This window comes from Pedobacter sp. 22163, assembly GCF_052045595.1.
Classification (GTDB): Bacteria; Bacteroidota; Bacteroidia; order Sphingobacteriales; family Sphingobacteriaceae; genus Pedobacter.
This window is the reverse complement of the sequence record NZ_JBQEPM010000003.1, coordinates 382,598-405,236: the sequence shown is the minus strand read 5'-3', so window position 1 is coordinate 405,236 and position 22,639 is coordinate 382,598. Positions and strand designations below refer to the sequence as shown.

At 38.0% G+C, this 22,639-nt stretch carries 21 protein-coding genes; 13 read left to right on the top strand and 8 right to left on the bottom strand.

What is annotated here, in order from left to right:
- Positions 1-47 precede the first annotated feature (47 nt).
- Positions 48-1,238 (bottom strand): NAD(P)/FAD-dependent oxidoreductase, encoded by a 1,191-nt coding sequence (locus ACTJKN_RS10095; RefSeq protein ID WP_440824603.1) that lies wholly within the window; start codon positions 1,236-1,238, stop codon positions 48-50.
- A 54-nt stretch (positions 1,239-1,292) separates the two neighbouring features.
- Between ACTJKN_RS10095 and ACTJKN_RS10090 the strand changes: the two genes are divergently transcribed.
- The gene (locus ACTJKN_RS10090) at positions 1,293-2,432 is read left to right on the top strand and encodes a 5-(carboxyamino)imidazole ribonucleotide synthase (protein ID WP_440824602.1); all 1,140 of its coding nucleotides are present in this window, start codon (positions 1,293-1,295) and stop codon (positions 2,430-2,432) included.
- Positions 2,433-2,514: 82 nt separating this feature from the next.
- Positions 2,515-3,021 (top strand): 5-(carboxyamino)imidazole ribonucleotide mutase, encoded by a 507-nt coding sequence (gene purE, locus ACTJKN_RS10085; RefSeq protein ID WP_440824600.1) that lies wholly within the window; start codon positions 2,515-2,517, stop codon positions 3,019-3,021.
- Between the two features lie 141 nt (positions 3,022-3,162).
- On the opposite strand, the gene ACTJKN_RS10080 is transcribed toward purE, so the two are convergent.
- Positions 3,163-3,726 (bottom strand): YqgE/AlgH family protein, encoded by a 564-nt coding sequence (locus ACTJKN_RS10080; RefSeq protein WP_440824599.1) that lies wholly within the window; start codon positions 3,724-3,726, stop codon positions 3,163-3,165.
- A 46-nt stretch (positions 3,727-3,772) separates the two neighbouring features.
- Here ACTJKN_RS10080 and pdxH point away from each other — a divergent pair, with 46 nt between their 5' ends.
- From pdxH to ACTJKN_RS10060, 4 genes are all read left to right on the top strand, one after another.
- Positions 3,773-4,423: a pyridoxamine 5'-phosphate oxidase gene (gene pdxH / locus ACTJKN_RS10075; RefSeq protein WP_440824597.1), complete on the top strand. Its 651-nt coding sequence runs from the start codon at positions 3,773-3,775 to the stop codon at positions 4,421-4,423.
- A 90-nt stretch (positions 4,424-4,513) separates the two neighbouring features.
- Complete coding sequence (locus tag ACTJKN_RS10070; protein WP_440824596.1) at positions 4,514-5,407, top strand: 3-hydroxyacyl-CoA dehydrogenase family protein; 894 nt, start codon at positions 4,514-4,516, stop codon at positions 5,405-5,407.
- A gap of 31 nt (positions 5,408-5,438) precedes the next feature.
- Positions 5,439-6,461 (top strand): Holliday junction branch migration DNA helicase RuvB, encoded by a 1,023-nt coding sequence (gene ruvB / locus ACTJKN_RS10065; RefSeq protein ID WP_121283333.1) that lies wholly within the window; start codon positions 5,439-5,441, stop codon positions 6,459-6,461.
- Positions 6,462-6,742: 281 nt separating this feature from the next.
- Positions 6,743-8,251, top strand: a complete 1,509-nt coding sequence (locus tag ACTJKN_RS10060) for a bifunctional GNAT family N-acetyltransferase/carbon-nitrogen hydrolase family protein (RefSeq protein ID WP_131031141.1) — start codon at positions 6,743-6,745, stop codon at positions 8,249-8,251.
- 62 nt (positions 8,252-8,313) lie between these two features.
- Here ACTJKN_RS10060 and ACTJKN_RS10055 read toward each other — a convergent pair whose 3' ends face one another.
- Positions 8,314-8,520: a hypothetical protein gene (locus tag ACTJKN_RS10055; RefSeq protein ID WP_440824593.1), complete on the bottom strand. Its 207-nt coding sequence runs from the start codon at positions 8,518-8,520 to the stop codon at positions 8,314-8,316.
- Positions 8,521-8,658: 138 nt separating this feature from the next.
- On the opposite strand from ACTJKN_RS10055, the gene queG reads away from it, so the two are divergent.
- Genes queG through ACTJKN_RS10040 form a run of 3 tightly spaced genes read left to right on the top strand, consistent with a single transcriptional unit; the run spans position 8,659 to position 10,211 of the window.
- Positions 8,659-9,594, top strand: a complete 936-nt coding sequence (queG, locus tag ACTJKN_RS10050) for a tRNA epoxyqueuosine(34) reductase QueG (protein WP_440824964.1) — start codon at positions 8,659-8,661, stop codon at positions 9,592-9,594.
- A gap of 27 nt (positions 9,595-9,621) precedes the next feature.
- Complete coding sequence (vapB, locus tag ACTJKN_RS10045) at positions 9,622-9,828, top strand: type II toxin-antitoxin system VapB family antitoxin (RefSeq protein WP_440824591.1); 207 nt, start codon at positions 9,622-9,624, stop codon at positions 9,826-9,828.
- Entirely contained in the window at positions 9,825-10,211 is a 387-nt protein-coding gene (locus ACTJKN_RS10040; protein WP_440824589.1) for a type II toxin-antitoxin system VapC family toxin, read from the top strand. Before vapB ends, ACTJKN_RS10040 begins: the two co-directional genes overlap by 4 nt.
- Before the next feature lie 153 nt (positions 10,212-10,364).
- Here the strand turns inward: ACTJKN_RS10040 and ACTJKN_RS10035 are convergent, their stop codons facing one another.
- Both ACTJKN_RS10035 and ACTJKN_RS10030 read right to left on the bottom strand, forming a co-directional pair.
- Positions 10,365-12,224, bottom strand: coding sequence for a M1 family metallopeptidase (locus ACTJKN_RS10035; RefSeq protein WP_440824587.1), 1,860 nt, complete (start codon positions 12,222-12,224; stop codon positions 10,365-10,367).
- A 115-nt stretch (positions 12,225-12,339) separates the two neighbouring features.
- Complete coding sequence (locus ACTJKN_RS10030; RefSeq protein ID WP_440824586.1) at positions 12,340-13,293, bottom strand: exonuclease domain-containing protein; 954 nt, start codon at positions 13,291-13,293, stop codon at positions 12,340-12,342.
- A 184-nt stretch (positions 13,294-13,477) separates the two neighbouring features.
- Between ACTJKN_RS10030 and ACTJKN_RS10025 the strand changes: the two genes are divergently transcribed.
- A complete protein-coding gene (locus ACTJKN_RS10025) occupies positions 13,478-15,451 on the top strand; it encodes a transglutaminase domain-containing protein (RefSeq protein WP_440824584.1) in 1,974 nt (657 codons plus the stop codon).
- Positions 15,452-17,359 carry a DUF3857 domain-containing transglutaminase family protein gene (locus ACTJKN_RS10020; protein ID WP_440824582.1) on the top strand — a complete coding sequence of 636 codons (1,908 nt, stop codon included), beginning with the start codon at positions 15,452-15,454 and terminating at the stop codon, positions 17,357-17,359.
- A 173-nt stretch (positions 17,360-17,532) separates the two neighbouring features.
- On the opposite strand, the gene ACTJKN_RS10015 is transcribed toward ACTJKN_RS10020, so the two are convergent.
- Positions 17,533-17,655: a hypothetical protein gene (locus ACTJKN_RS10015; protein WP_440824580.1), complete on the bottom strand. Its 123-nt coding sequence runs from the start codon at positions 17,653-17,655 to the stop codon at positions 17,533-17,535.
- Between the two features lie 37 nt (positions 17,656-17,692).
- The gene (locus ACTJKN_RS10010; RefSeq protein ID WP_440824578.1) at positions 17,693-19,141 is read right to left on the bottom strand and encodes an SDR family oxidoreductase; all 1,449 of its coding nucleotides are present in this window, start codon (positions 19,139-19,141) and stop codon (positions 17,693-17,695) included.
- Positions 19,142-19,356: 215 nt separating this feature from the next.
- Between ACTJKN_RS10010 and ACTJKN_RS10005 the strand changes: the two genes are divergently transcribed.
- Positions 19,357-20,142: a murein L,D-transpeptidase catalytic domain family protein gene (locus tag ACTJKN_RS10005; RefSeq protein ID WP_440824575.1), complete on the top strand. Its 786-nt coding sequence runs from the start codon at positions 19,357-19,359 to the stop codon at positions 20,140-20,142.
- On the opposite strand, the gene ACTJKN_RS10000 is transcribed toward ACTJKN_RS10005, so the two are convergent.
- Positions 20,139-20,582, bottom strand: a complete 444-nt coding sequence (locus tag ACTJKN_RS10000; RefSeq protein ID WP_440824573.1) for a hypothetical protein — start codon at positions 20,580-20,582, stop codon at positions 20,139-20,141. The genes ACTJKN_RS10005 and ACTJKN_RS10000 overlap by 4 nt on opposite strands.
- Positions 20,583-20,785: 203 nt before the next feature.
- Here ACTJKN_RS10000 and ACTJKN_RS09995 point away from each other — a divergent pair, with 203 nt between their 5' ends.
- On the top strand, positions 20,786-22,639 hold the full coding sequence (locus ACTJKN_RS09995; protein WP_440824571.1) for a DNA topoisomerase 3: 1,854 nt from the start codon (positions 20,786-20,788) through the stop codon (positions 22,637-22,639).

Here is a 22,639-nt window from a genome sequence, read left to right as displayed (position 1 = left end):
AGCACATCTAAGTAGAGCAGGTAGAATAATCTTACAGGTCTATAATCTTAAATATGCTGTGCAATTACAAAACCGCTTGCCCATGCCCATTGAAAATTATACCCCCCCAACCAGCCGGTTACATCCAGACATTCGCCACCAAAAAACAGATTCGGAATCTTTTTACATGCTAAAGTTTTAGAAGATATTTCGTTGGTATCAATTCCACCGCGCATTACTTCAGCTTTATCATAACCTTTATCACCTGCAGGTTTAACCTTAAAGTGATGAATGGTTTGCTCAATTAAATCAATTTCTGATTTTGTTAATGCCGCTACAGGTTTGCTTAAAGGTAAAAACTTGCCTAATGCATCGGTAAACTTCTTGGTATAAATCCGGTTTAACAGCGTCGACAATAAAGTTTTGCCATTCGTTTTTCTTTCCTCATCCAATAATACTACAATATCCTGATGAGGTAATAGATTCAGGTTAACTGTTTCACCCCTTCTCCAAAAAGAAGAAATCTGCAAAATGGCAGGCCCGCTTAACCCCCAGTGGGTAAAAAGAATATTTTCTTCGAACGAAATCTCATCATTGCTTACTTCGCAAAAAACAGAATTACCCGAAAGTTGTGCAAACCATTCTTCATCCTTACCTGTAATGGTTAATGGAACCAAAGCTGGAGCTGTTTCAATGATTTTTAGATCATTTTTTCTCGCAAAGCGTAGGGCAAAATCCGTAGCGCCCATTTTTGGGATGGGTAAACCTCCAGTAGTAATCACCAACTTTTCGGCAGTTAAAACCACGGTTTTACCATTTTTCTCATAACTTACTTTAAAGCCTTTCGGCAATATTTCAATATCCTTTACATCTGCGTTACACCTAATTTCCTGGCCTAAATCTTCGCAAACGGATGTAAAAACCTCAACAACATCTTTGGCATTTTTATCATCAGGAAATAATTGGCCTAAAGTTTTTTCTTTGCCTGTTATACCGTAAGTTTCAAAGAAGCTAATGGTATCGTCAACTGTCCACTGCGTGAAAGCAGATTTGATAAAATGTGGATTTGCTGATATAAACTGCTCAGCTGATGCAAATTGGTTCGTATAATTGCAGCGGCCTCCACCCGAAATTAAAATTTTGGCACCGGGTTTTTCATTTTTTTCGAGCACAATCACTTTCTTGCCCAGATAGCCTGCCTGCACCGCACACATCAATCCGCAAGCACCTGCACCAATAATTATTGCATCAGCATTCATCAATAAAATTTATTATGGTTACTTTTGCACAAAAGTAGCATTATTTTCAAGCGCATGGCAAAACAGATTAGCGAATTAAAATTAGGTATTTTAGGTGGCGGACAATTGGGCAGAATGCTCATTCAACAAGCAATCAATTACAATGTAACCACATTAGTTTTAGACCCAGATCCTGATGCCCCTTGCAAACACATCTCTAATTACTTCGAAAATGGCTCAATTACCGATTTTGACACCGTTTACGCTTTTGGAAAGAAAGCCGATATCATTACCATTGAAATTGAAAAAGTAAATATCGACGCGCTTGAGCAGCTTGAAAAAGAAGGCAAAAAGGTTTTTCCACAATCGAGGGTGATCCGTTTAATCCAGGATAAAGGCGTACAAAAACAGTTTTTTAAAGAAAACGATATCCCAAGCTCTCCTTTCCAGATTGTAAACACTAAGGAAGATATGCAGAACAGTAGTATCCCATTTCCATACATTTTAAAACTGCGTAAAGATGGTTACGATGGCAAGGGTGTGATGAAAATCAACAATGCTGCCGATCTGGATAAAGCTTTTGACGCACCTTGTATTATAGAGAAACTGGTCGATTTTGAAAAAGAAGTAGCCGTAATCGTTGCCCGTAATGCCAATGGTGATATGAAAACTTTCCCGATGGTAGAAATGGAATTTAATCCAGAGGCCAATTTGGTTGAATTTTTAATTTCGCCCTCAACTTTTGCAGAAAGCTTACAACAAAAAGCAGAAAACATTGCAAAAAATATTGCCTCAGCAATGAACATCACCGGGATTTTAGCGGTAGAAATGTTTATTTGCAAAGATGGAGAGTTGCTGGTTAACGAGGTGGCCCCTCGTCCGCACAATAGTGGCCATCAAACTATTGAGGGTAATTATGTTTCTCAGTTCGAACAACATTTACGTTCTATTTATAATTTGCCACTTGGCGATACCACGAGTATTACCAATGCCATTATGATTAATCTACTTGGCGAAAAAGGCTTCGAAGGTGTGGCTAAATATGAAAATCTGGAAAAAATATTGGCGATTGACGGTGTTTTTGTTCACCTATATGGAAAGAAATACACAAAACCTTTCCGCAAGATGGGCCATGTAACCATTGTAGATATCGATAGAGAAAAAGCTATAGAAAAAGCACGTTTTGTACAAAAAACATTAAAGGTAGTAGCATAAGCCCCCTAGCCCCCTGAAGGGGAAACTAAAAAGGTTGAAATACAAAAAGTTTAAAAGAAGTTAAAAAAGAAATAAAATAGATATGAGTCAAGGAAATTCAAATTCGGCATTAGTTGGAATTATCATGGGTAGCAAATCAGATTTACCTGTTATGCAAGATGCTGCTGATGTATTAAAAGAATTTGGAATAAACTATGAAATTATGGTTGTTTCTGCCCACAGAACACCAGAACGGATGTTTAATTATGCTAAAGAAGCACAAGGCCGTGGTTTAAAAGTAATTATTGCCGGTGCCGGTGGTGCTGCCCATTTACCAGGAATGGTGGCTTCTATTACCACATTGCCGGTAATCGGTGTTCCGGTTAAATCGTCAAACTCTATTGATGGCTGGGATAGCATTTTATCTATTTTACAAATGCCAAATGGCATTCCCGTTGCTACAGTGGCTTTAAATGCGGCTAAAAATGCAGGTTTATTGGCCACTCAAATTTTAGCTACAGCTGATGAGTCTTTAACGGTAAAAATGCAGGCATATAAAGATGAATTGAGAAGGAAAGTTGAGGAGAGTGCTGATAGTCTTGAGTCCTAAACGGCTATAACTAGCCGTAATGGGACGTCATTTCGACCGAAGTGCACCGTAGCCGAAAAATCTGTTTCGATAGATCTCTCCATTTCACTGCGTTTCTGTCGAGATGACGACTACTTTATAAAAACTTCTCGAAAAAACTCCTTAATTCAAACTTGGGTCAACCGGAAAATTACTGATATGCGCATATTTTGGCCCTAAGTTTACAACCACATCCCGCCAAAGTTTTTCATCATCATTACTAAAAATGAGATCAGGATTAAAGGTATCACTCACCATCCAGGCATTCTCCTCTATTTCGCGATCAAGCTGTCCATGATCCCAGCCAGAGTAGCCCATAAAAAATTTTATTTCTTCAGCGCTAATGGCATTGGTATTTAAAAGAATTTTAAGTGTTTCAAAATTTCCGCCCCAGTACAAACCATTCCCAATGGGCTCGCCGCTCTGCAGCTTATCATAACTTCGATGAATGAAATGCAGGGTATCTGCAGCAACTGGTCCGCCAAAATAAATGTAGTTTTTTGCATCCCACAAATCCTGAATTACATCGTTCAACATCAGATTCCCTACCTGGTTCAGGATATAGCCCACTGTGCCATCATCGCCATGCTCTGTTAATAGAACAACAGATCTTTTAAAATTAGGATCGGCCATAAATGGCTCTGAGATGAGCAAGTGGCCTGTTTTAGGTTTTATATTGTTCAGCATGATGATAATCATTTGTTACACCATAAAAGATGTCTATTTTTGTTAAATGCAAGTTACAAATGAATTTCTACAAAACCTGCGCCAAGATTACAAAAGCGCTTCGCTGGATGAATCTGACGTTGATCAAGACCCAATTATCCAGTTTAAAAAGTGGTTTCAACATGCTGTTGATGCCCAGATATACGAACCCAATGTAATGACTTTGGCTACGGCCGATAAAGCTGGCAGACCCGATGCCCGTATTGTTTTACTTAAAGGCGTTGATACAGATGGATTTAGGTTCTTTACAAATTACCTAAGTGCGAAAGGAAAAGAGCTTAAACGTAATCCATATGCGGCTTTAGTATTTTTCTGGCCTGAATTGGAAAGACAAGTGAGGATCGAAGGAACGGTAGAAAAACTAGATAAGGAAACTTCCGAAGAGTATTTCAATACCAGGCCAATTGGCAGTCAGATTGGAGCAGTAGCCTCTCCACAGAGCCAGGTTATTCCGAATAGGGCATTTTTAGAAGAAAAATTTGAAGAATTAAAGGCTAAAAGTACCGATAAAGGTATTGCAAAACCTGCGCACTGGGGCGGTTATATTGTAAAACCAACTAGAATCGAGTTTTGGCAAGGAAGAAGAAGCAGGCTGCACGACAGGATAAATTTCGAAAAGGTTAAAGGGATCTGGACTAAAACAAGATTGGCACCATAACTTAATATACAATAAATAAAGATCGGCTATCCTGCGAGATCTCTATTTAATTAATCATTTATTAATAAATTTTCTTTTTTAATTTCTAAGATGAAACAAATCGCAGTTATAGGATCTGGCACGATGGGAAATGGTATCGCTCATACCTTTGCACAATTCAATTATCAAGTCAACCTGATTGATATTAATCAAGCTGCATTGGATAGGGCCATACAAACCATTACCAAAAATTTAGACAGACAGGTTGCCAAAGGCACATTAACAGAAGATCAGAAAGCGGCAACTCTTAATAACATCACCACATATACCTCAACAAAGGAGGGCGTTCAAAGCTCCGATTTAATTGTAGAGGCTGCTACCGAAAATGTAGACTTAAAACTGAAGATTTTTAAGGATTTAGATGAGTACGCACCTGCACATGCTATTCTGGCTTCTAATACCTCTTCTATTTCCATTACGCAGATTGCTGCCGTAACCGGTAGAGGCGATAAGGTAATCGGGATGCACTTTATGAACCCTGTTCCGGTAATGAAGTTAGTAGAAGTAATAAGAGGTTATGCCACCAGTGATGAAACAACCAGTACTATTATGTCGCTATCGCAAAGTTTGGAGAAAGTTCCTGTTGAGGTAAATGATTATCCGGGTTTTGTGGCGAACCGTATTTTAATGCCAATGATTAACGAGGCCATTTATACCCTTTATGAAGGCGTAGCAGGTGTTTATGAAATCGATACGGTAATGAAACTTGGAATGGCCCATCCCATGGGCCCATTGCAATTAGCAGATTTTATTGGTCTGGATGTTTGTTTGGCGATATTAAAAGTATTGAACGATGGATTTGGAAATCCTAAATATGCGCCTTGCCCTTTGTTGGTAAATATGGTTGCTGCAGGTAAAAAAGGTATTAAAACTGGCGAAGGTTTTTATAAATATACTGCCGGATCAAAAGATCTTGTCGTTTCTGATAAATTTAAAAAATCCTAATTTTTTTAGCATTTAATTTTATATTTGCTGTATGAATGAGAATCTGGATCCTGAAGCAAGCAACCTAACTCCTACCGATCGCGATATTGAAAGGGTTTTAAGGCCGCAGGCTTTTGAAGATTTTACGGGGCAGGAAAAAGTGATGGAAAACCTGAAGATTTTTGTTCAGGCGGCGAAACTCCGCGGTGAGGCTTTAGATCATGTTCTTTTGCATGGTCCTCCCGGATTAGGTAAAACCACACTTTCTCATATCATTGCCAATGAAATGGCTACTGGAATTAAGGTAACTTCTGGTCCTGTTTTAGATAAACCTGGTGATTTGGCTGGTTTATTAACCGGCTTAGATGAAGGCGATATCCTTTTTATTGATGAGATCCATCGTTTATCTCCTCTTGTGGAAGAATACCTATACTCTGCCATGGAGGATTTTAAAATTGATATTATGCTCGAAACTGGCCCAAATGCCCGTTCGGTACAGATATCGCTTAATCCTTTTACTTTAGTAGGTGCTACCACCCGTTCCGGATTGCTGACTGCTCCGTTAAGGGCACGCTTTGGCATCAATGCCCGCTTGGCTTACTATGATGCTAAATTGTTAACCACAATTGTATTACGTTCTTCTGATATACTAAAAACGCCGATCAGTGATGAAGGTGCCTACGAAATTGCCCGCCGTAGTCGTGGAACACCCCGTATCGCCAATGCACTTTTACGGAGAACAAGAGATTTTGCCCAGATTAAAGGAAACGGGAATATCGATACTGAAATTGCCCGCTATGCCCTCAATGCATTAAATGTAGATGAACATGGCTTGGATGAAATGGACAACAGGATCCTGGTTACCATTATCGATAAATTTAAAGGCGGTCCGGTAGGTTTAAAAACCATTGCGACAGCTGTTGGAGAAGATGAAGGCACTATTGAGGAGGTTTATGAGCCATTTTTGATCCAGGAAGGATATATTATGCGTACTTCACGGGGTAGAGAAGTTACTGAAGCGGCATATAAACACTTAAAGAAAAATTATCCAGGCCAAACCGGAAAGTTATTTTAATACAAGATTGTTTCTTGCCAAATCGTCATTTCGACTGGAGTGCAACGGAATGGAGAAATCTATTATCGTTTTATAAACGATTTTTCTTCTATGATTGAATAATAAAAAAAGACCCTGAAATGAATTCAGGGTGACGTTACTCGGGTTACTATTGCATCAAATCAACATTCCGTCCTCCTGATCCGATAGCTTTCGGATTTGTTTCAGGATATTCGAAGAAATATACAATCCATCTGAACATTTAAGCCCTTTTTGTGTTCAATAACTACAAATCAAACATTATGAATATTGAATTACGTAAACTAACGCTCGAAGATTACGAAGATCTTAAAGAATCGATGCTCCAGGCCTACGACAGTATGGGCGGTTCCATCTGGCCAAAATCAAGTATTGCAAAACTTTTAAATATTTTCCCCGAGGGGCAGCTCTGTATCGCTGTTGATGATAAGGTTGTAGCCTGCTCATTAGCCATTATTGTAGAGTACGACGAATATGGCGATCGGCATACCTACAAATTGATTACTGGCGATTATTCTTTTACAACACATGACCCCAACGGCGACACGCTATACGGAATTGAAATTTTCGTACACCCTGACTTTCGTGGTTTGCGCTTGGGTAGAAGGTTATATGAGGCACGTAAAGAGCTCTGCGAAAGTCTAAACCTAAAAAGCATTATTGCCGGTGGCAGAATTCCGGGTTATCACCAATATGCAGAAAAGCTTAGCCCAAGGCAGTATATAGACAAGGTAAAAGCAAAAGAAATTTACGATCCTACATTGACTTTCCAGATCTCTAATGATTTTCACGTAAGAAAAGTATTGAAAAACTATTTACCTGGCGATAAAGAATCAAAAGAATATGCCACCTTAATTGAGTGGAATAATATTTATTACCAGGGTATCGATGCTTCAGCCCGTTCGGCAATGACCATCCGTTTGGGTTTGGTGCAATGGGAAATGCGTTTATTCCCTAATATGGACGCATTTTATGAGCAAGTGGAGTTTTTTGTAGATGCGCTGAGCGGTTACAAATCAGATTTTGTAATGTTCCCTGAGCTATTTAACACGCCTTTACTGCAACCTTATAATCACTTGCCAGAGATTGAGGCCATGCGCAAACTCGCCGAAAAAACAGAAGAGATCGTACAAAAAATGCATGAATACTCTTTGAGCTACAATACTAATATCATTACAGGTAGTATGCCGCTTATTGAGGATGGCAAACTTTATAATGCCACCTACCTTTGTCACCGTACCGGTAAAATAGATGAGTATAGAAAAATCCATATTACACCTAATGAGCAGAAATATTATGGTATGATCGGCGGTGATAAAGTACAGGTTTTTGATACTGATTGTGGTAAAGTAGGTATTTTGATCTGTTACGATGTAGAATTCCCTGAATTAAGCCGCATTTATGCCGATCAGGGCATGCAGATTTTGTTTGTGCCATTCTTAACCGATACACAGAATGGTTATACACGCGTTAGGCATTGTGCTCAGGCCCGGGCGATAGAAAACGAATGTTATGTGGCCATTGCAGGCTGCGTGGGCAATTTGCCGAAGGTAAACAACATGGACATCCAATTCGCGCAATCTGCGGTTTTTACACCTTCTGATTTCGCTTTCCCAACCAATGCCATAAAAGCAGAAGCTACACCAAATACAGAGATGGTTTTAGTGGTAGATGTTGACCTGCATTTACTAGACGAACTGCACCACTATGGAACAGTAAAAGTGCTAAAAGACAGAAGAAAAGACCTTTATCAGGTTAAACTTTTAAAATAATAATCCATAAAAAATGCCGGTCAAATAAATGAGCCGGCATTTTCATTATAATCTAAAGCTAATTATTTTCTCATCACAAACCATATAATCAGACCTATAATAACGGCTAATGGTATAACCCATTTTAACGCTTGCCCTGCACCGTTTTCATCTTTCTCAGTTACCGCTGGCTTTGCTGGCCCCGGATCTTCCTTATGACTTTCGTAATCTTTTTCGATCGGTTTAGGAGCTGCTCCTGATTCCGTATGTTGTGGATCTATATTTTCCATAGCTAATACTCTAAAAGTTCCTCCTTTCCTTGTGTGATTTCAATCAGGATGAACCATAATTAATTAATTTAGTTTCTGTATTTAGAACAAGTGATTAATGAAAATGTTTTAAATCCTAAGCCTTATCTTTGCAGATCGGTGTATAACAATTCTGCAAAATATAGCCAACTCATTAAAGATGAAGCCCTGCGTTTGGGCTTTATGGCCTGTGGTATTTCAAAAGCAGAATTTCTTGAAGAAGAGGCACCAAGGTTAGAAAAATGGCTGAATCAAAACCGCCATGGCGAAATGAAATATATGGAGAATTATTTCGATAAACGCCTCGACCCCAGACTTTTAGTAGAGGGAGCTAAATCAGTAATTTCCTTATCCTTAAACTATTACACAGAAGAAAAACAATCAGATCCTGATGCGCCAAAAATTTCCAAATATGCGTACGGACAAGATTACCATACCGTAATAAAAGATAAATTAAAAGAATTAACTCATTTTATCGAAGAAAATATCGGCGAAGTTTCGGGAAGGGCATTTGTAGATTCTGCTCCGGTTTTAGATCGTGCCTGGGCGAAAAAATCTGGCATTGGCTGGATTGGAAAAAATTCTAACCTGATCAGTAAAACTGATGGTTCCTTTTTCTTTCTTGCAGAATTGATTGTTGATCTGGAGCTAGATTACGATCACCCCTACCAAGCTGATTATTGCGGAAGCTGCACCCGATGTTTAGATGCCTGCCCAACTGATGCCATTATTGCACCTCAGGTTGTAGATGGAACCAAATGTATCTCCTACCTCACCATTGAGTTGAAAAATGAAATCCCCAATGAGTTTAAAGATAAAATGAACAACTGGATGTTCGGTTGTGATATCTGTCAGGATGTTTGCCCATGGAACCGTTTCTCTAAAGTGCACAATGAAGAGGCCTTTAAGCCTGAAAATGGGCTATTGGATTTGAACGCAAAAGACCTGACTGAAATTACAGATGATGTTTTTAAAAAGGTTTTTAAAGGGTCGGCAGTTAAGCGCACAAAATTTTCCGGACTGAAAAGGAATATCGATTTTCTGAAACCTGAATAATCATAAATCTTTACTATATTTGATATAATGACTGATATTCAACTATATACTAAGCTAGCAGACTTACCCACTGAACTAAAAAAGCGGGTATCGGACTACATTGATTCTTTAATGGCTAAAGATAAGACTGTGAACAAACCGCAAAAGAGAATTGCAGGTTTAGGAAAGGGCTTAATCAGCATGAAGGATAATTTCAATGATCCAATTGAAGGCTTTGAAGATTATCTTCAATGAACCTGTTACTTGATACACATATCGTAATCTGGTTTATCACTAACGATGGTAAGCTTTCGAAAAAAATTAAAGATCTTATTGAAGATTCAAATAACAAGTGTTTTGTAAGTATAGCTAGTTATTGGGAATTCTCTATTAAATATGCTTTAGGGAGGTTGAATCTGGATTCAACTATTGAGGAAATATTTAATATTATAGAAAAAAGTGGATTTGACATATTGCCTATTACACTGAATCATATCATCCAACTTTCAAAGCTAGCGCATTTCCATAATGATCCTTTTGATAGGTTGATGATATCCCAGTCAATTATTGAAAAGCTTTATATGGTAAGCAATGATAATTATTTTCCAGCTTATAAAGTACAACTCATTAATCAATAAGTTGTCATGCTAAATTTAATTCATCATCAAGAATTAAGTTAAATAGATCTTGAAACAAGTTCAGAATGACGATCGCCATAAAACGTACCTATGTTAAGGAAGTCAAGTTTTTAGGCCATTTGCTCAGTTCAACTTGACTTCCTCGGTATTCATCTAATTCAACGAAAAACTATTATCACTTTTAACCTTATCAGGCGTGTGCGGATTTCCCATCACTACTTTTGATAATTTCTTTATTGTCTTGATATCAATTTTCACTTGCTTATCCCCTTTTTCCCAAACGCCAATAGTAGTATGGTTATTTTCGACAGAACCATCTTCATAAGTCAGGGATAAATCGATTGGCAATGGCTTAACGCTTTTGTTCTCAATGGTAATCGTATATCCACCTGATGTTTTGTCTACAGCCTTTATAGCCATATCGGTAACGCCATCTTCAAAAAACCAGGCTTTCCAGAACCAGTTTAAATTTTTGCCGCTGCCCTCGTTAATACTGTTAAAGAAATCGTGTGGCATCGGGTGTTTACCATTCCAGTTTTTAATATAAGTATGCAAAGCTTTGGTAAACAGTTCATCTCCAAGGTAATCTTTAACAAACAAATAAGCCAAACCTGGCTTAGGGTACGAATTGGTAAAAGATCCTGATCCTTTTAAATCTGGTGTTAAAGTCATTATTGGGGTGTCATCTTTCCCGCCAGATGATGAAGCCGTAGGTTGTACACCGTATTCATCAACAATGGTAGAATCAATCATTGGAGAAATCAACCATTCGCCTATTGTGGCCCAACCTTCGTCCATCCAACCATATTTAGTCTCATTTATGCCCATATAAAATGGAAACATGGTATGAAAAATTTCATGGTCGGTTAAGGTAATGGCATCTGTGCGATTATCAACCGGGTTATCGTTAACCATCATTGGGTATTCCATTTGGTCTAAACCATCGAATATTGTTTCATGATTGTATGGAAAAGGCCATTTCGGGAAAGTATAACTCATGGCTTCAACTGTTTTACGGGCGAAATCAATCACTTCGTAATAATCTTTATGTTTTGGATTAAAAACAGCATCTACACGCGTTCTTCTTTTTGTTTTAGGATCAACTACTAAACTGCTCGATTTCCACAGGTAATGATCGCTTAAAGCAAATACAAAATCAGTAACGTTTTTAGCCTCGAATTTAAAGGTATTAAAAGCATTCGGCTGAGTTACTTTTTTATCAGCTAAATCTTTGTCGGTAATCACATCAATTACGGCATCATTTTTCTCGGCAGATAACATTCTGGAAACAATATCTTTCTGAAAAACTTCTGAAGGGTTTTTCAGATCGCCTGTTGCCCAAACGCCATAACCACCCGGAACAGTAATTGAAGCGTTGAACTGGTCAAAATCGTTATAAAACTCCTCAGCTCCTGTGTAAGGAAATTTATTCCAGCCGTCTACGTCATCGTAGACCGCAATGCGCGGAAAAAAGTAAGCTACAAAATGTGAGCCTTCATCTACCTGACCTGTACGCATATGTGATCCTTTATTTAAAGTATAGTTATAGTCGATAGAAAAGTTAATTGTTTTGCCAGGAACAACCGAAGGAACATTAACAGTCATATTTGTTCCATCAATTTTAAAATCAGTGATTAACTTTCCGTTTGCTGCCAGTTTTTCAATAGCAACCCCATCACCCAGGTCAGATTCTGCCAATTTTGACTTTCTTGGTGTTCCCTTTTTGTATAGATTCGGGTAAAGTTTAAACCAGATTTCCTTTAAGGTATCAGGACTATTATTGGTATAAGTTACCTGAACCTTACCCTTTAATAACCTGGTGGTAGGATTAAAAGCTACATTCAGATCGTATTTTGAAGTATTTTGCCAATAATTTTTCCCCGGCTTTCCGTCCGTATTTCTCGTTTCCTTTTGATAGGTTTTCTGAAATTCAGGTGCTATTGGTAAAGTAGTCTGCCCGCTAGCGTAAAATGCTGTACACAATAAAAGGCTAAATATTTTTATAAATTTCATTTTTTGAGTTTAGGGCAAAGCGCTTTGCGCATGACGTAATGTTATCTTTAATAACCAATCAATATTAACAGTTAACCGATTAGCCAGTTTATACAATTAACCGATTAATCAAAATCTACTTACCAAACTTCATTTTCAACTGCTCCAACATATCCGTATTGATCGGCTGTGCTGGTTTCTCTGGCTTCGGCTGAGGCTTCTGTTGATATTGAGGTTTATTCGCAGGTGCATTATTTTGAGGTCGTGCCGCCCTGTTCTCATTTTTCTTAGCATTAAACTTTGCCCACTCCTCGTCTAATTTCTTCTTTGTATACAAGGGGAAATCGCCATTCTTCATCCAGGCATAATAGCTAGGCTCTACCGAAAATACCTGAGCAGTAGTTTTACCCTTATGTTTACCGAAATTGAAGCACACTTCATCATTGTCATTATACACTAAACGACCGGCAAAATCTACAGGTTTATTAATATTGGTAAAAATATGCAGTGCATCTACGTCATTTACAACGGGAATACTTTTTACACCTTGTCTGCTCTCAAACTCGGTTTCCTTGTACATTTCTAACTGGCCAAGTAAAACCTTGTAAGTGGCTATAACATCTGCTTCTGCAGCATGTGCATTAATTAGATCTTCCTGACAATAGAATTTATAAGCCGCTTTTAAGGTACGTTGCTCCATTTGGTGGAATATATTCTGTACATCAACAAACTTGCGGTTGTTCATATCAAAGTCCACTTCAGCTCTTAAAAATTCTTCTAAAAGCATCGGGATATCAAATTTATTCGAATTGTATCCTGCCAGGTCACTTTCGCCAATAAATTCGGCAATTTCGGCTGCCAAAGTTTTAAAGGTAGGCTCGTTTGCAATGTCTTCATCATAAATACCGTGTATTAACGAGGTTTGCAAAGGAATCGGCATTTCTGGATTTACACGCCAGGTTTTAACAATTTCAGAACCATCTGGCATGGCTTTTAAAATCGCTATTTCAACAATTCTATCGGCTCCAACATTAATTCCAGTAGCTTCTAAATCAAAAAATGCTAAAGGGCGCTTTAAATTTAATTTCATTTCGTATGATGTGAGATTGGCGACATTAGATTTGAATCGGAATGTCAAATTCTTTTTTTTCAAAAGTGCTAAAAAGGTTTCATTAGTTCTGTAAAACAGCTTTATTAATTTATAAATTTAATTGTCAAATTATTTCAGAATGTTAGTTTGTAGGATTAAATTGCGACAATTTATATACGCTCAAATGAATAAGATATTAGCCATACTATTTCTCCTATTTTTATCGTTAACTACTCATGCTCAAAACTTTAACTTTGGCGCAATCACCTATGACGATTACGAATTCGACAGAAAAAAATTAGACAGTAACGCCAACGCCATTGTTTTAAAAGAGTTTGGTACTGCATCAATTCAACGGGACGATAATACTGGGAGTTTAGAACTGATTTTTGAGCATCATGTAAAAATCAAAATTTACAATAAAGAAGGCTTTAAGGAAGCTAATATTGTTATTCCAACCTATAAAGACGAATCTCGCGAAGAAACGATTAGTGATTTAAAAGCTTCTACTTTTAATTATGTAAATAATAATTTTGTAGAAACCGTAATGGACAGAAAGGCTGTTTTCACTGAAAACCGGTCAAAATATACCAGATTAACCAAGTTTACGCTTCCAAACCTCAAGGAAGGCGCTGTAATTGAATATAGTTATAGGTTAAAATCGCCCAACTTATTTAATTTCAAAACATGGGAATTTCAAAGCAACATCCCAAAGGTGATTAGCGAATATTTGGTTTACATTCCGGGCATTTACAACTACAATGTTTCCTTACGCGGATTTCAAAAACTGACGGATCAAAAAGTAGAGTTGAGCAAAGAATGTTTAAGGCTTTCAGGCGTAGCTATCGATTGCTCAAAAATCAACTACATGATGAAAAACATTCCTGCATTTATTGAAGAAGATAACATGACTGCTTCAAGCAACTTTAAATCAGCCATTTATTTTGAGCTATCAGATGTACAGAATTTGAATGGAGGAAAAACATCTTATACCAAAACCTGGAAAGATATTGATTATGAACTGTCCTCATATAAAACATTGGGCGATCAGATGAAAAGGAAAGATGTTTTTAAAGACCTCATTCCAGAAATCACAAAAGGAAGTACTACTGATTTAGATAAAGCAAAAGCCGTTTATAATTACATCAAAAAACAGATCAAGTGGAATAATTATTACGGGAAATACTCGGAAGATAATATCAAAAAAGCATTAGAAAACAGATCGGGCAATGTGGCAGATATTAACCTGAGCTTAATTGCGGCACTTTATGCAGCTGGTTTAGATGCAGAAGCTGTTATACTTTCTACCCGTGATAACGGAACAGTAAACAAACTTTATCCGGTAATGAGCGATTTTAATTACCTCGTTGCTAAAGTAAATATTGCCGATAAAAGTTATTTACTTGATGCAACGGAACCACTTCTACCCTTCGGATTGTTACCACTTCGGTGTATTAACGATCAAGGTAGGGTAATCAATTTAAAGAAACCGTCTTACTGGATAGATTTAAAGGCCAGCCAGAAAACAACCACCAGTTATATCCTTATGGGAAAAATGACTACTGAAGGAAAAATTATTGGCACTTTAACTACTCATACCATGGGTTACGCTGCATATAGCAAACGTAAAGATATTCTTCGATACAATTCGCCAGATGAGTATGTAGAGAAGCTTGATGAACGTTTAACCAGAATTAAGATACTGGAACATCAAATTTCGAACCTGGATAGTGTAGAAAATTCTTTAATAGAAAAATACGAGGTAGAGTTTTCCATAAATGATGGCACCAATAAAGATCAGTTTTATTTTAGCCCATTTTTTATCAATACCATTTCGAAAAATCCGTTTAATTTAAACGAACGTACCTACCCAATTGATTTGGGTGCAGCGTCTGACGAGCGCGTTATCATCAATGTGCTTTTACCAGAAAAATACCAATTGATAGAAAAACCAAAAGATATGGCAATAGCTTTACCCAATGCTGGCGGAAAGTATTTACTGCAAACAGGTTTGGATGGAAACACCATTTCGATGAGTCAGGCTTTACAGTTTAATAATGCTATTTATCAGCCAGAAGAATACCTTTTCTTAAAGGAATTCTATAGCAAGATCATCCAAAACCAGAAAACAGAATTTTTATTAAAAAAGGCAAATTAAATGAGATTCCTATTCACCGTATTTTCCTTGCTTTTAGTTTCTGTTACTGGCTTTGCGCAAGACAACTATGATGTTGATTTAATTCCCGCTAACCTGCGCAATCGGGCCAATGCTTGTATTAGGAACGAAGAAACAACGATTGATATGCGCTCGCCTGATAATGTTCTACTTAATGTAAAAAAAGCCATTACGGTATTTAACCAAAATGGAGAAGACGAAGCACGCTTGGTAATCTATTACGATAAAAACATTTCAATTAAGGGGATAAAAGGAGAAGTTTATAATAGTGTTGGCAAGCTCACTAACAAGTTTTCTCAAAACGATTTTGATGATATGAGCGCAGCCGATGGGTTCTCCTTATTTGTTGATAGCCGCGTAAAACACTACCTGCCATCGGTAAACCAGTATCCTTACACCGTGGTTTACAATTATGAAATTAGAAATAAACAAAATCTGATTATACCCGATTGGAGTCCGAAACCAGCAGATGATGTTTCAGTAGAAAAAAGTACTTATACCTTTATTTGTAAGCCATCAGATCAGGTAAGAATAAAAACCCAGAATTATAGCGGAACACCAGAAGTAATAACTGATGAGAAGCAGAAAAAAACAATTTGGAGGGCAAATAATATCCTGGCGGTTAGAACTGAACCCTATAGTCCGGCACACGAAACTTATGCAACCAATGTCCAGATTGCTCCGCAAGCATTTTATTATTACAATCATAAAGGCAGTTATACCAACTGGAAAGAGCTCGGCAAATGGATTTACGACGATTTGTTGGCAGAACGTAAAACCCTGCCACCTGCCACCATTGAAATGGTAAAAGATCTTGTAAAAAACGAAAAAACGGACAAAGATAAAGCGCGTAAAATCTATCAGTATTTACAAGACAAAACAAGGTACATCAGCGTCCAAATTGGTATTGGTGGCTTTCAGCCTATTGCAGCCAGTGAAGTAGACCGGTTGGGTTATGGTGATTGTAAAGCTTTGGTAAACTATATGCAAAGCCTGCTCAGTGCAGCAAATATAGATTCTTATTACTGCGTAGTATCGGCTGGTTCTGAAAAGAAAAGCATGGACCCAAACTATGCCAGTATGGTACAAGGCAATCATATTATTTTATGCATGCCATTAAAGGGCGACACAACTTGGTTAGAATGTACCAGCCAAAAAATCCCCTTTGGCTTTTTAAGCGATTTTACAGATGACCGATTAGTGCTTGCCTGTACTACCGAAGGAGGTAAACTGTTGCATACACCAAAACTAACAACTGCTGAAAACTTGCAGATACGTAAGGCCAGCTTAACTGTTCAGTTAGATGGCAGTGTGTCTGGAAAAATGAATACCGTTTATGCTGGCTCACAATATGAAAATCAGGAATCGCTGATTGGTAAATCAATAACCGAACAGCATAAATTATTAAAAGAAGCTTATAACATTGACAATATTGATTTCGAAGCAGTTTCCTTTGCGCAGAAAAAAGATATATCGCCCAAATTAACGGAAGAAGTAAGCATTAACATCAGAAATTATGCGCCTGTTAATGGAAATAAAATGTTTTTACAGCTCAATGCCTTTAACCTGAGGCGGTCAATTCCTGAAATAAAGAACAGAACACTGCCCGTTTACATTAACCGCGGATATACAGACGAAGATAGTATTGTTTATACCTTGCCAGATAATGTAATTACAGAATTGATTATTGGACAGGACAAAGCTTTTAAAAGTCCTTTCGGGGAATATGTATGTAAGGCCAGCTTAGTAGGCAACAAACTAACCTATTACCGGAAATTTATACTAAACGATGGTACATTTCCTGCAGGGCAGTATAATGAGTTTTCGAAATTCATTAATGATGTAAATTCTGCAGATTATTTAAAGTTAGCACTCAGCTTAAAGAATTAGTTCATTGGTTCATAAGACATTGGTCTATTGGTTAGCGTGATGCTGAAACACCTGCCAAGAGCCCCTTCGACTACGCTCAGGGCGACAAAATGCACGTACACGCCTTAAAAATATGAGTTCAAATTATATCTGCGTCTCTTTTCTGCGAGATCTGCGGGAAACAAAAGCAGGCTTTAGCTTAAAAAAATAATCCCCAGGCCAATACCGATAATCATAATTAAATACATCAAAATTTCTGTTGAGGCAAATCTTTTGTATTTGGTCCAGAAAGCGTAATCATTTTCTTCGTTTGGCATTTTATATTCTTTAAGCTGCAAAAATATGGAAATAGATTTAATTATCGGGCTTGTAAGTGGTGATCTCCTTGGCCATCCCCTTAAATAAAACAATATGGAATGGCCACATGGCATACCAATACATCCTACCCCATAAACCTTTTGGTCTGAAAGTAGCTATTTGTGATAAAAAAGCTTTTCCATGAAACTCCACCAGCTTCAATTCGAGCCATGCCTCACCGGGCACTTTCATTTCGGCATACAGTAACAATCTTTTACTCTTTCTATCGGCAAGCAATACACGCCAGAAATCGAGCACATCTCCTGCCTGTAAATCGGTATTGCTGGTCCTTCCCCTTCTAGTACCTACCCCACCAAACATTTTATCCAAAAAGCCGCGTAAATGCCATAACCAATCCATGAAATACCAGCCTCTATTCCCGCCAATACTCCAGATATTTTCAAATACCTCTTCGGCTTTACGTTCAAATGGCATTTTCACTTTATATTCTAAAGTCCCGTTTTGTGGCACCTTAATCTGATCCATAAAATTCGAATTTAAGTAGCCACGGTTCAGGGCGTCTTTCCAGCTCGAAACAATAGAATTCTGATCAATTTTTTCGAACGCTAAGTGTAAAGCTTCTGCATAACTTAAACATTTTAGCGGTACAACTTTTTGTATGTGGTTATCTTTACATGTTACTTCATTCTTCATACTATCTACCAAACTACGGGCTAATGAATAAGGTACAGGCGTAATTATATTCAACCACAAAGAGGATAGTCGCGGTGTTAGTACCGGAACGGTAATAATCCATCTTTTCAACCCGCGTTCTTTAGCATAACCCAAAAGCATTTGCCTGTAGGTTAGCACATCAGGGCCACCAATATCGAATGTTTTATCAAATGCTTTCTCATGATTTAAAACACCCAGCAGATAAGCTAATACGTCACGGATACCGATAGGCTGGCAACGGGTTTCAACCCATTTGGGCGTAATCATGAACGGAATTTTTTCGGTTAAATCTCTAATGATTTCAAATGAGGCACTCCCCGAGCCAATAATAATAGCCGCTCTTAAAATGGTGCAGGCTTTTCCTGATGATTTAAGTTCGTCTTCTACCGCTAACCTCGATCCCAAATGTTTAGATAGATGTTCATCGTTGGCAATGCCTGTTAAATAAATAATCTGCTTGCAATTGGTTTTTCTTATTGCTGTCGAAAAATTTTCAGACGAAGCTTTCTCCATATCAGAAAAACCCGTTTGGCTTGAAGACATGGAATGGACCAGATAATATGCAGCATCAATATCTGTTGGAATTTCATTTAAGCTCTCTGTATCTAGTAAATCACCCGTAATAATCTTAACCTGATCACTTAAATCAGACGCTGAAATAAACCTGCGCTTATCCCGAACCATACAAATCACCTCGTGCTTTTCTGCTAACAATAAAGGGAGTAGTCTTGTGCCGATGTAACCGTTTGCTCCGGTTAATAAAATTTTCATGATATAAAAGCTTTAATACATAACACCAAATAAAAACGATTGTTAGCAATATTCAATTTCAGAAGTTAAATTCACATTCTCAAAAGCTATATCATTCCTTTTTAAGTCACAACAATGTAAAACCAATTGTATCTGAAACGCTACACAATTGATTTGGGCAACATTTTGGCAAAACAACCGTATAAATAGCTCAATATCAAACTAAACCATACTGAATGAAGAAATACATCCTGGAAATTGCTACGATTTTTTTGATGGGTATGAGCATTGTCGGAACAAGTTGGAAAGCAGCGGAGCTTCCCCGTACACAACAAGAAGTAGTTAAGCATATTGCTACAGATAGCTTATACAATCAATATATCTCGAATATTTACCATCAGGTTCATTTGGATTCTGCCGGATTAAGTGAGCAGGTTTTTGAAAAAGCCTTAACCGGTTTTTATAACTTCAAATATTCGGGGCTTTTACACACCAAATCTATTTTAACCATTGCAGATTTTGATCAGGAAAGTTCTAAAAAACGCCTCTATATTATCGATCTTGTGAGCAAAAAACTGGTATTGAATACCTGGGTAGCCCACGGGCAAAACAGTGGTGGCGATAAGCCAGCCTACTTTTCCAATAATATCAATTCGAATCAGAGCAGTTTAGGTTTCTATTTAACCGGTGAAGTCTACTATGGAAAACATGGCCGTTCGCTTAAACTGGATGGCATGGACCAAGGTTTTAACAGCAATGCAAGAGAAAGAGCTATTGTGGTTCATGGCGCCAGTTATGTAAGTCAAAAAAGCATCGATCAATTAGGCAGACTGGGCAGAAGCCAGGGTTGCCCTGCTGTTCCGGCTAAGTTGGCCGATCAGGTGATCAATACCATTTCAGACCGAACGGTACTGTTTATCAATAATTCAGAGCAACAATATAACTCATCATTTTTAAATGAAACACTTGCAGCAAGTGTTGTATTAAACCAGGAACAGATTTTAGCAGCCCAAATGGATTAATGTTGTTTAATATTTTTGGCGTTCAGGTTTTTAGGTAAAATCCAGATAAAAAACGATTTGCTACTGGCGAGTAAATCCCAAACCCAACGGTTGTTGTCCACCCCCTTTTCGCCGCAGTCTACAACTTCCGCACGTTTGAGCAGTTTTTTAACCAAAGCCTGAATCCATTTTATCCGTACTATGCGGTTAAAAGATAATCCCAGGTAATCACAATACACATGCACCAGTATCTCTACAATAAGTGAAGCATTAGCAATAGCCAGTGCTTTACCGAAATGCTGTTCATAATCGGCTTTAATTGTATTGATCAAAAGCTCAAACCTTGCCTCTGCTTTTCCATCGAGATAAGCCCAGAGTTGAGCATTACTATACACGCGGATTAATTGCGGTTCGAGCCCTACTTTAATTTTATTGCCTGCCAGTTCATAAATTTTATCCATTCATTAAAAATCAATTGTAGCTGTTAGATAGTGATAATACCGAATTGTTAATCAATCCGATATAAAAAATCCTGACACAAATGATGGACAAAGTTATCTGATAATTGTTTGCCAAAACGAATGTTAAGTAGCATTGTGAGTAATTTTTTTAATCGGTTGCCAATATTTTAATCATCTTTGGGGTTGAAAAGATAAGCCCATTCATGAAGATTGTAATTGCAGAAAAGCCCTCTGTTGGTCGTGAGCTTGCTAAAGTTTTCGGAGCGACCACCAGAAAAGATGGATACATTGAAGGTAAAGGATATTCTTTTACCTGGGCATTCGGGCATTTATTACAATTGGCTCCCCCTCAGGATTATGGCTTTATTGGCTGGAGAAAGCAACATTTACCCATGCTTCCGCAAAAGTTTAAACTTGCTGTTAGAAAAATTAAAACAAAAGATGGTTTTGTAGAAGATCCGGCAGTACGGAAACAATTAGACACCATAAAAAAACTTTTTGATGAGGCGAGCGAAATTATAGTGGCAACGGATGCGGGGCGTGAAGGTGAATTAATTTTCAGGTACATTTATTATTACCTGAAATGCAAAAAACCTTTCAAACGCCTTTGGATCTCTTCACAAACAGATGAAGCGATAAAAGATGGATTCAGAAATTTAAAACCTGGAACCGATTACGATACTTTGTTTAATTCGGCACATTGCCGTTCAGAATCAGACTGGCTGGTGGGAATGAATGCCACACAGGCGCTAAGTATTTCGGCAGGCAACAGAACGGTTCTTTCATTAGGTCGGGTGCAAACGCCTACCCTGGCCATGATTTGTGCTCGTTTTTTGGAGATTAAAAATTTCGTTCCTCAAACCTACTACCAGATCAGCATTCTACTTTCTAAAGATGAACAGGTTTTTAAGGCTATATCAACCTCGAACTATAAAGAAAAGGAAGAAGTAGAAAAGTTATTTGCGCTTGTAGAGGATGTGGCTTCTGGCTTTCCAATGGGCGGAAACATTACGGCTGTAGAAGCTAAACCAAGAAAAGAACCACCTCCGCTATTGCACGACTTAAGCAGTTTACAGCAAGAAGCCAATAAGAAAAAGGGATATACTGCTGATCAAACACTTAATATTTTGCAAAACCTGTACGAGAGTAAACTGGTTTCCTACCCCCGTACCGGATCGCGATATATTGGCGATGATGTTTTTGCTGGAGTTCCGGATTTGATTGCAAAATTTACCGATCATGCTGATTTTGGAAAGCAAGCACAATTTCTGCAAACCATTACTTTAAATAAGCGAAGTGTTAACGCTAAAAAAGTAACCGATCACCATGCCGTTTTACCAACCGGCGAACAGGCATATGGCCTAAGTGCAGATAAACAGGCTGTATACGATATGGTTGTTGGTCGTATGATTGAGGCTTTTCACCAGGAATGTCTTAAAGAATTAACCAAAATAACCATTCAATCAGGAGTTACTTTTGTGGCCAACGGAACGGTAATCCGCTCTGCAGGCTGGCGGGCTGTTTTTAACGACCCTGAAGACGATAAAAAGGACGAAGACAATGCCGCCTTACCAAAGGTTGCCGCTGGAGAACAATTGCCTATAACCGAAAAATCTCTTTTAGAAAAGCAGACTAAACCAAAGCCAATGTACAACGAGGCTTCGCTATTAAAAGCGCTCGAAACTTGCGGCAAGGAGATTGAAGACGAAGAACTACGTTATGCCATGAAAGATAGTGGCTTGGGTACGCCGGCAACTCGTGCATCCATTATCGAAACGTTAATCACCAGAGAATATATTACAAGAGAAAAGCGAAATCTTGTACCTACCAATAAAGGTTTGGCTGTTTACGAAGTAGTGAAGGATAAGCAGATTGCACAGGCTGAACTTACCGGACAGTGGGAAAAAAGATTAGAAGAAATCCGTTCAGGCTCATCAGTAAAAGATTTTAAATCAGAAATTACAGAATATACCAAAACCATTACGCACGAACTTTTAATTGCAGGGGCTAGTATATCTGGCAAACTCGGAGAAGAAAAGAAACTGGAAAAGGTTTAG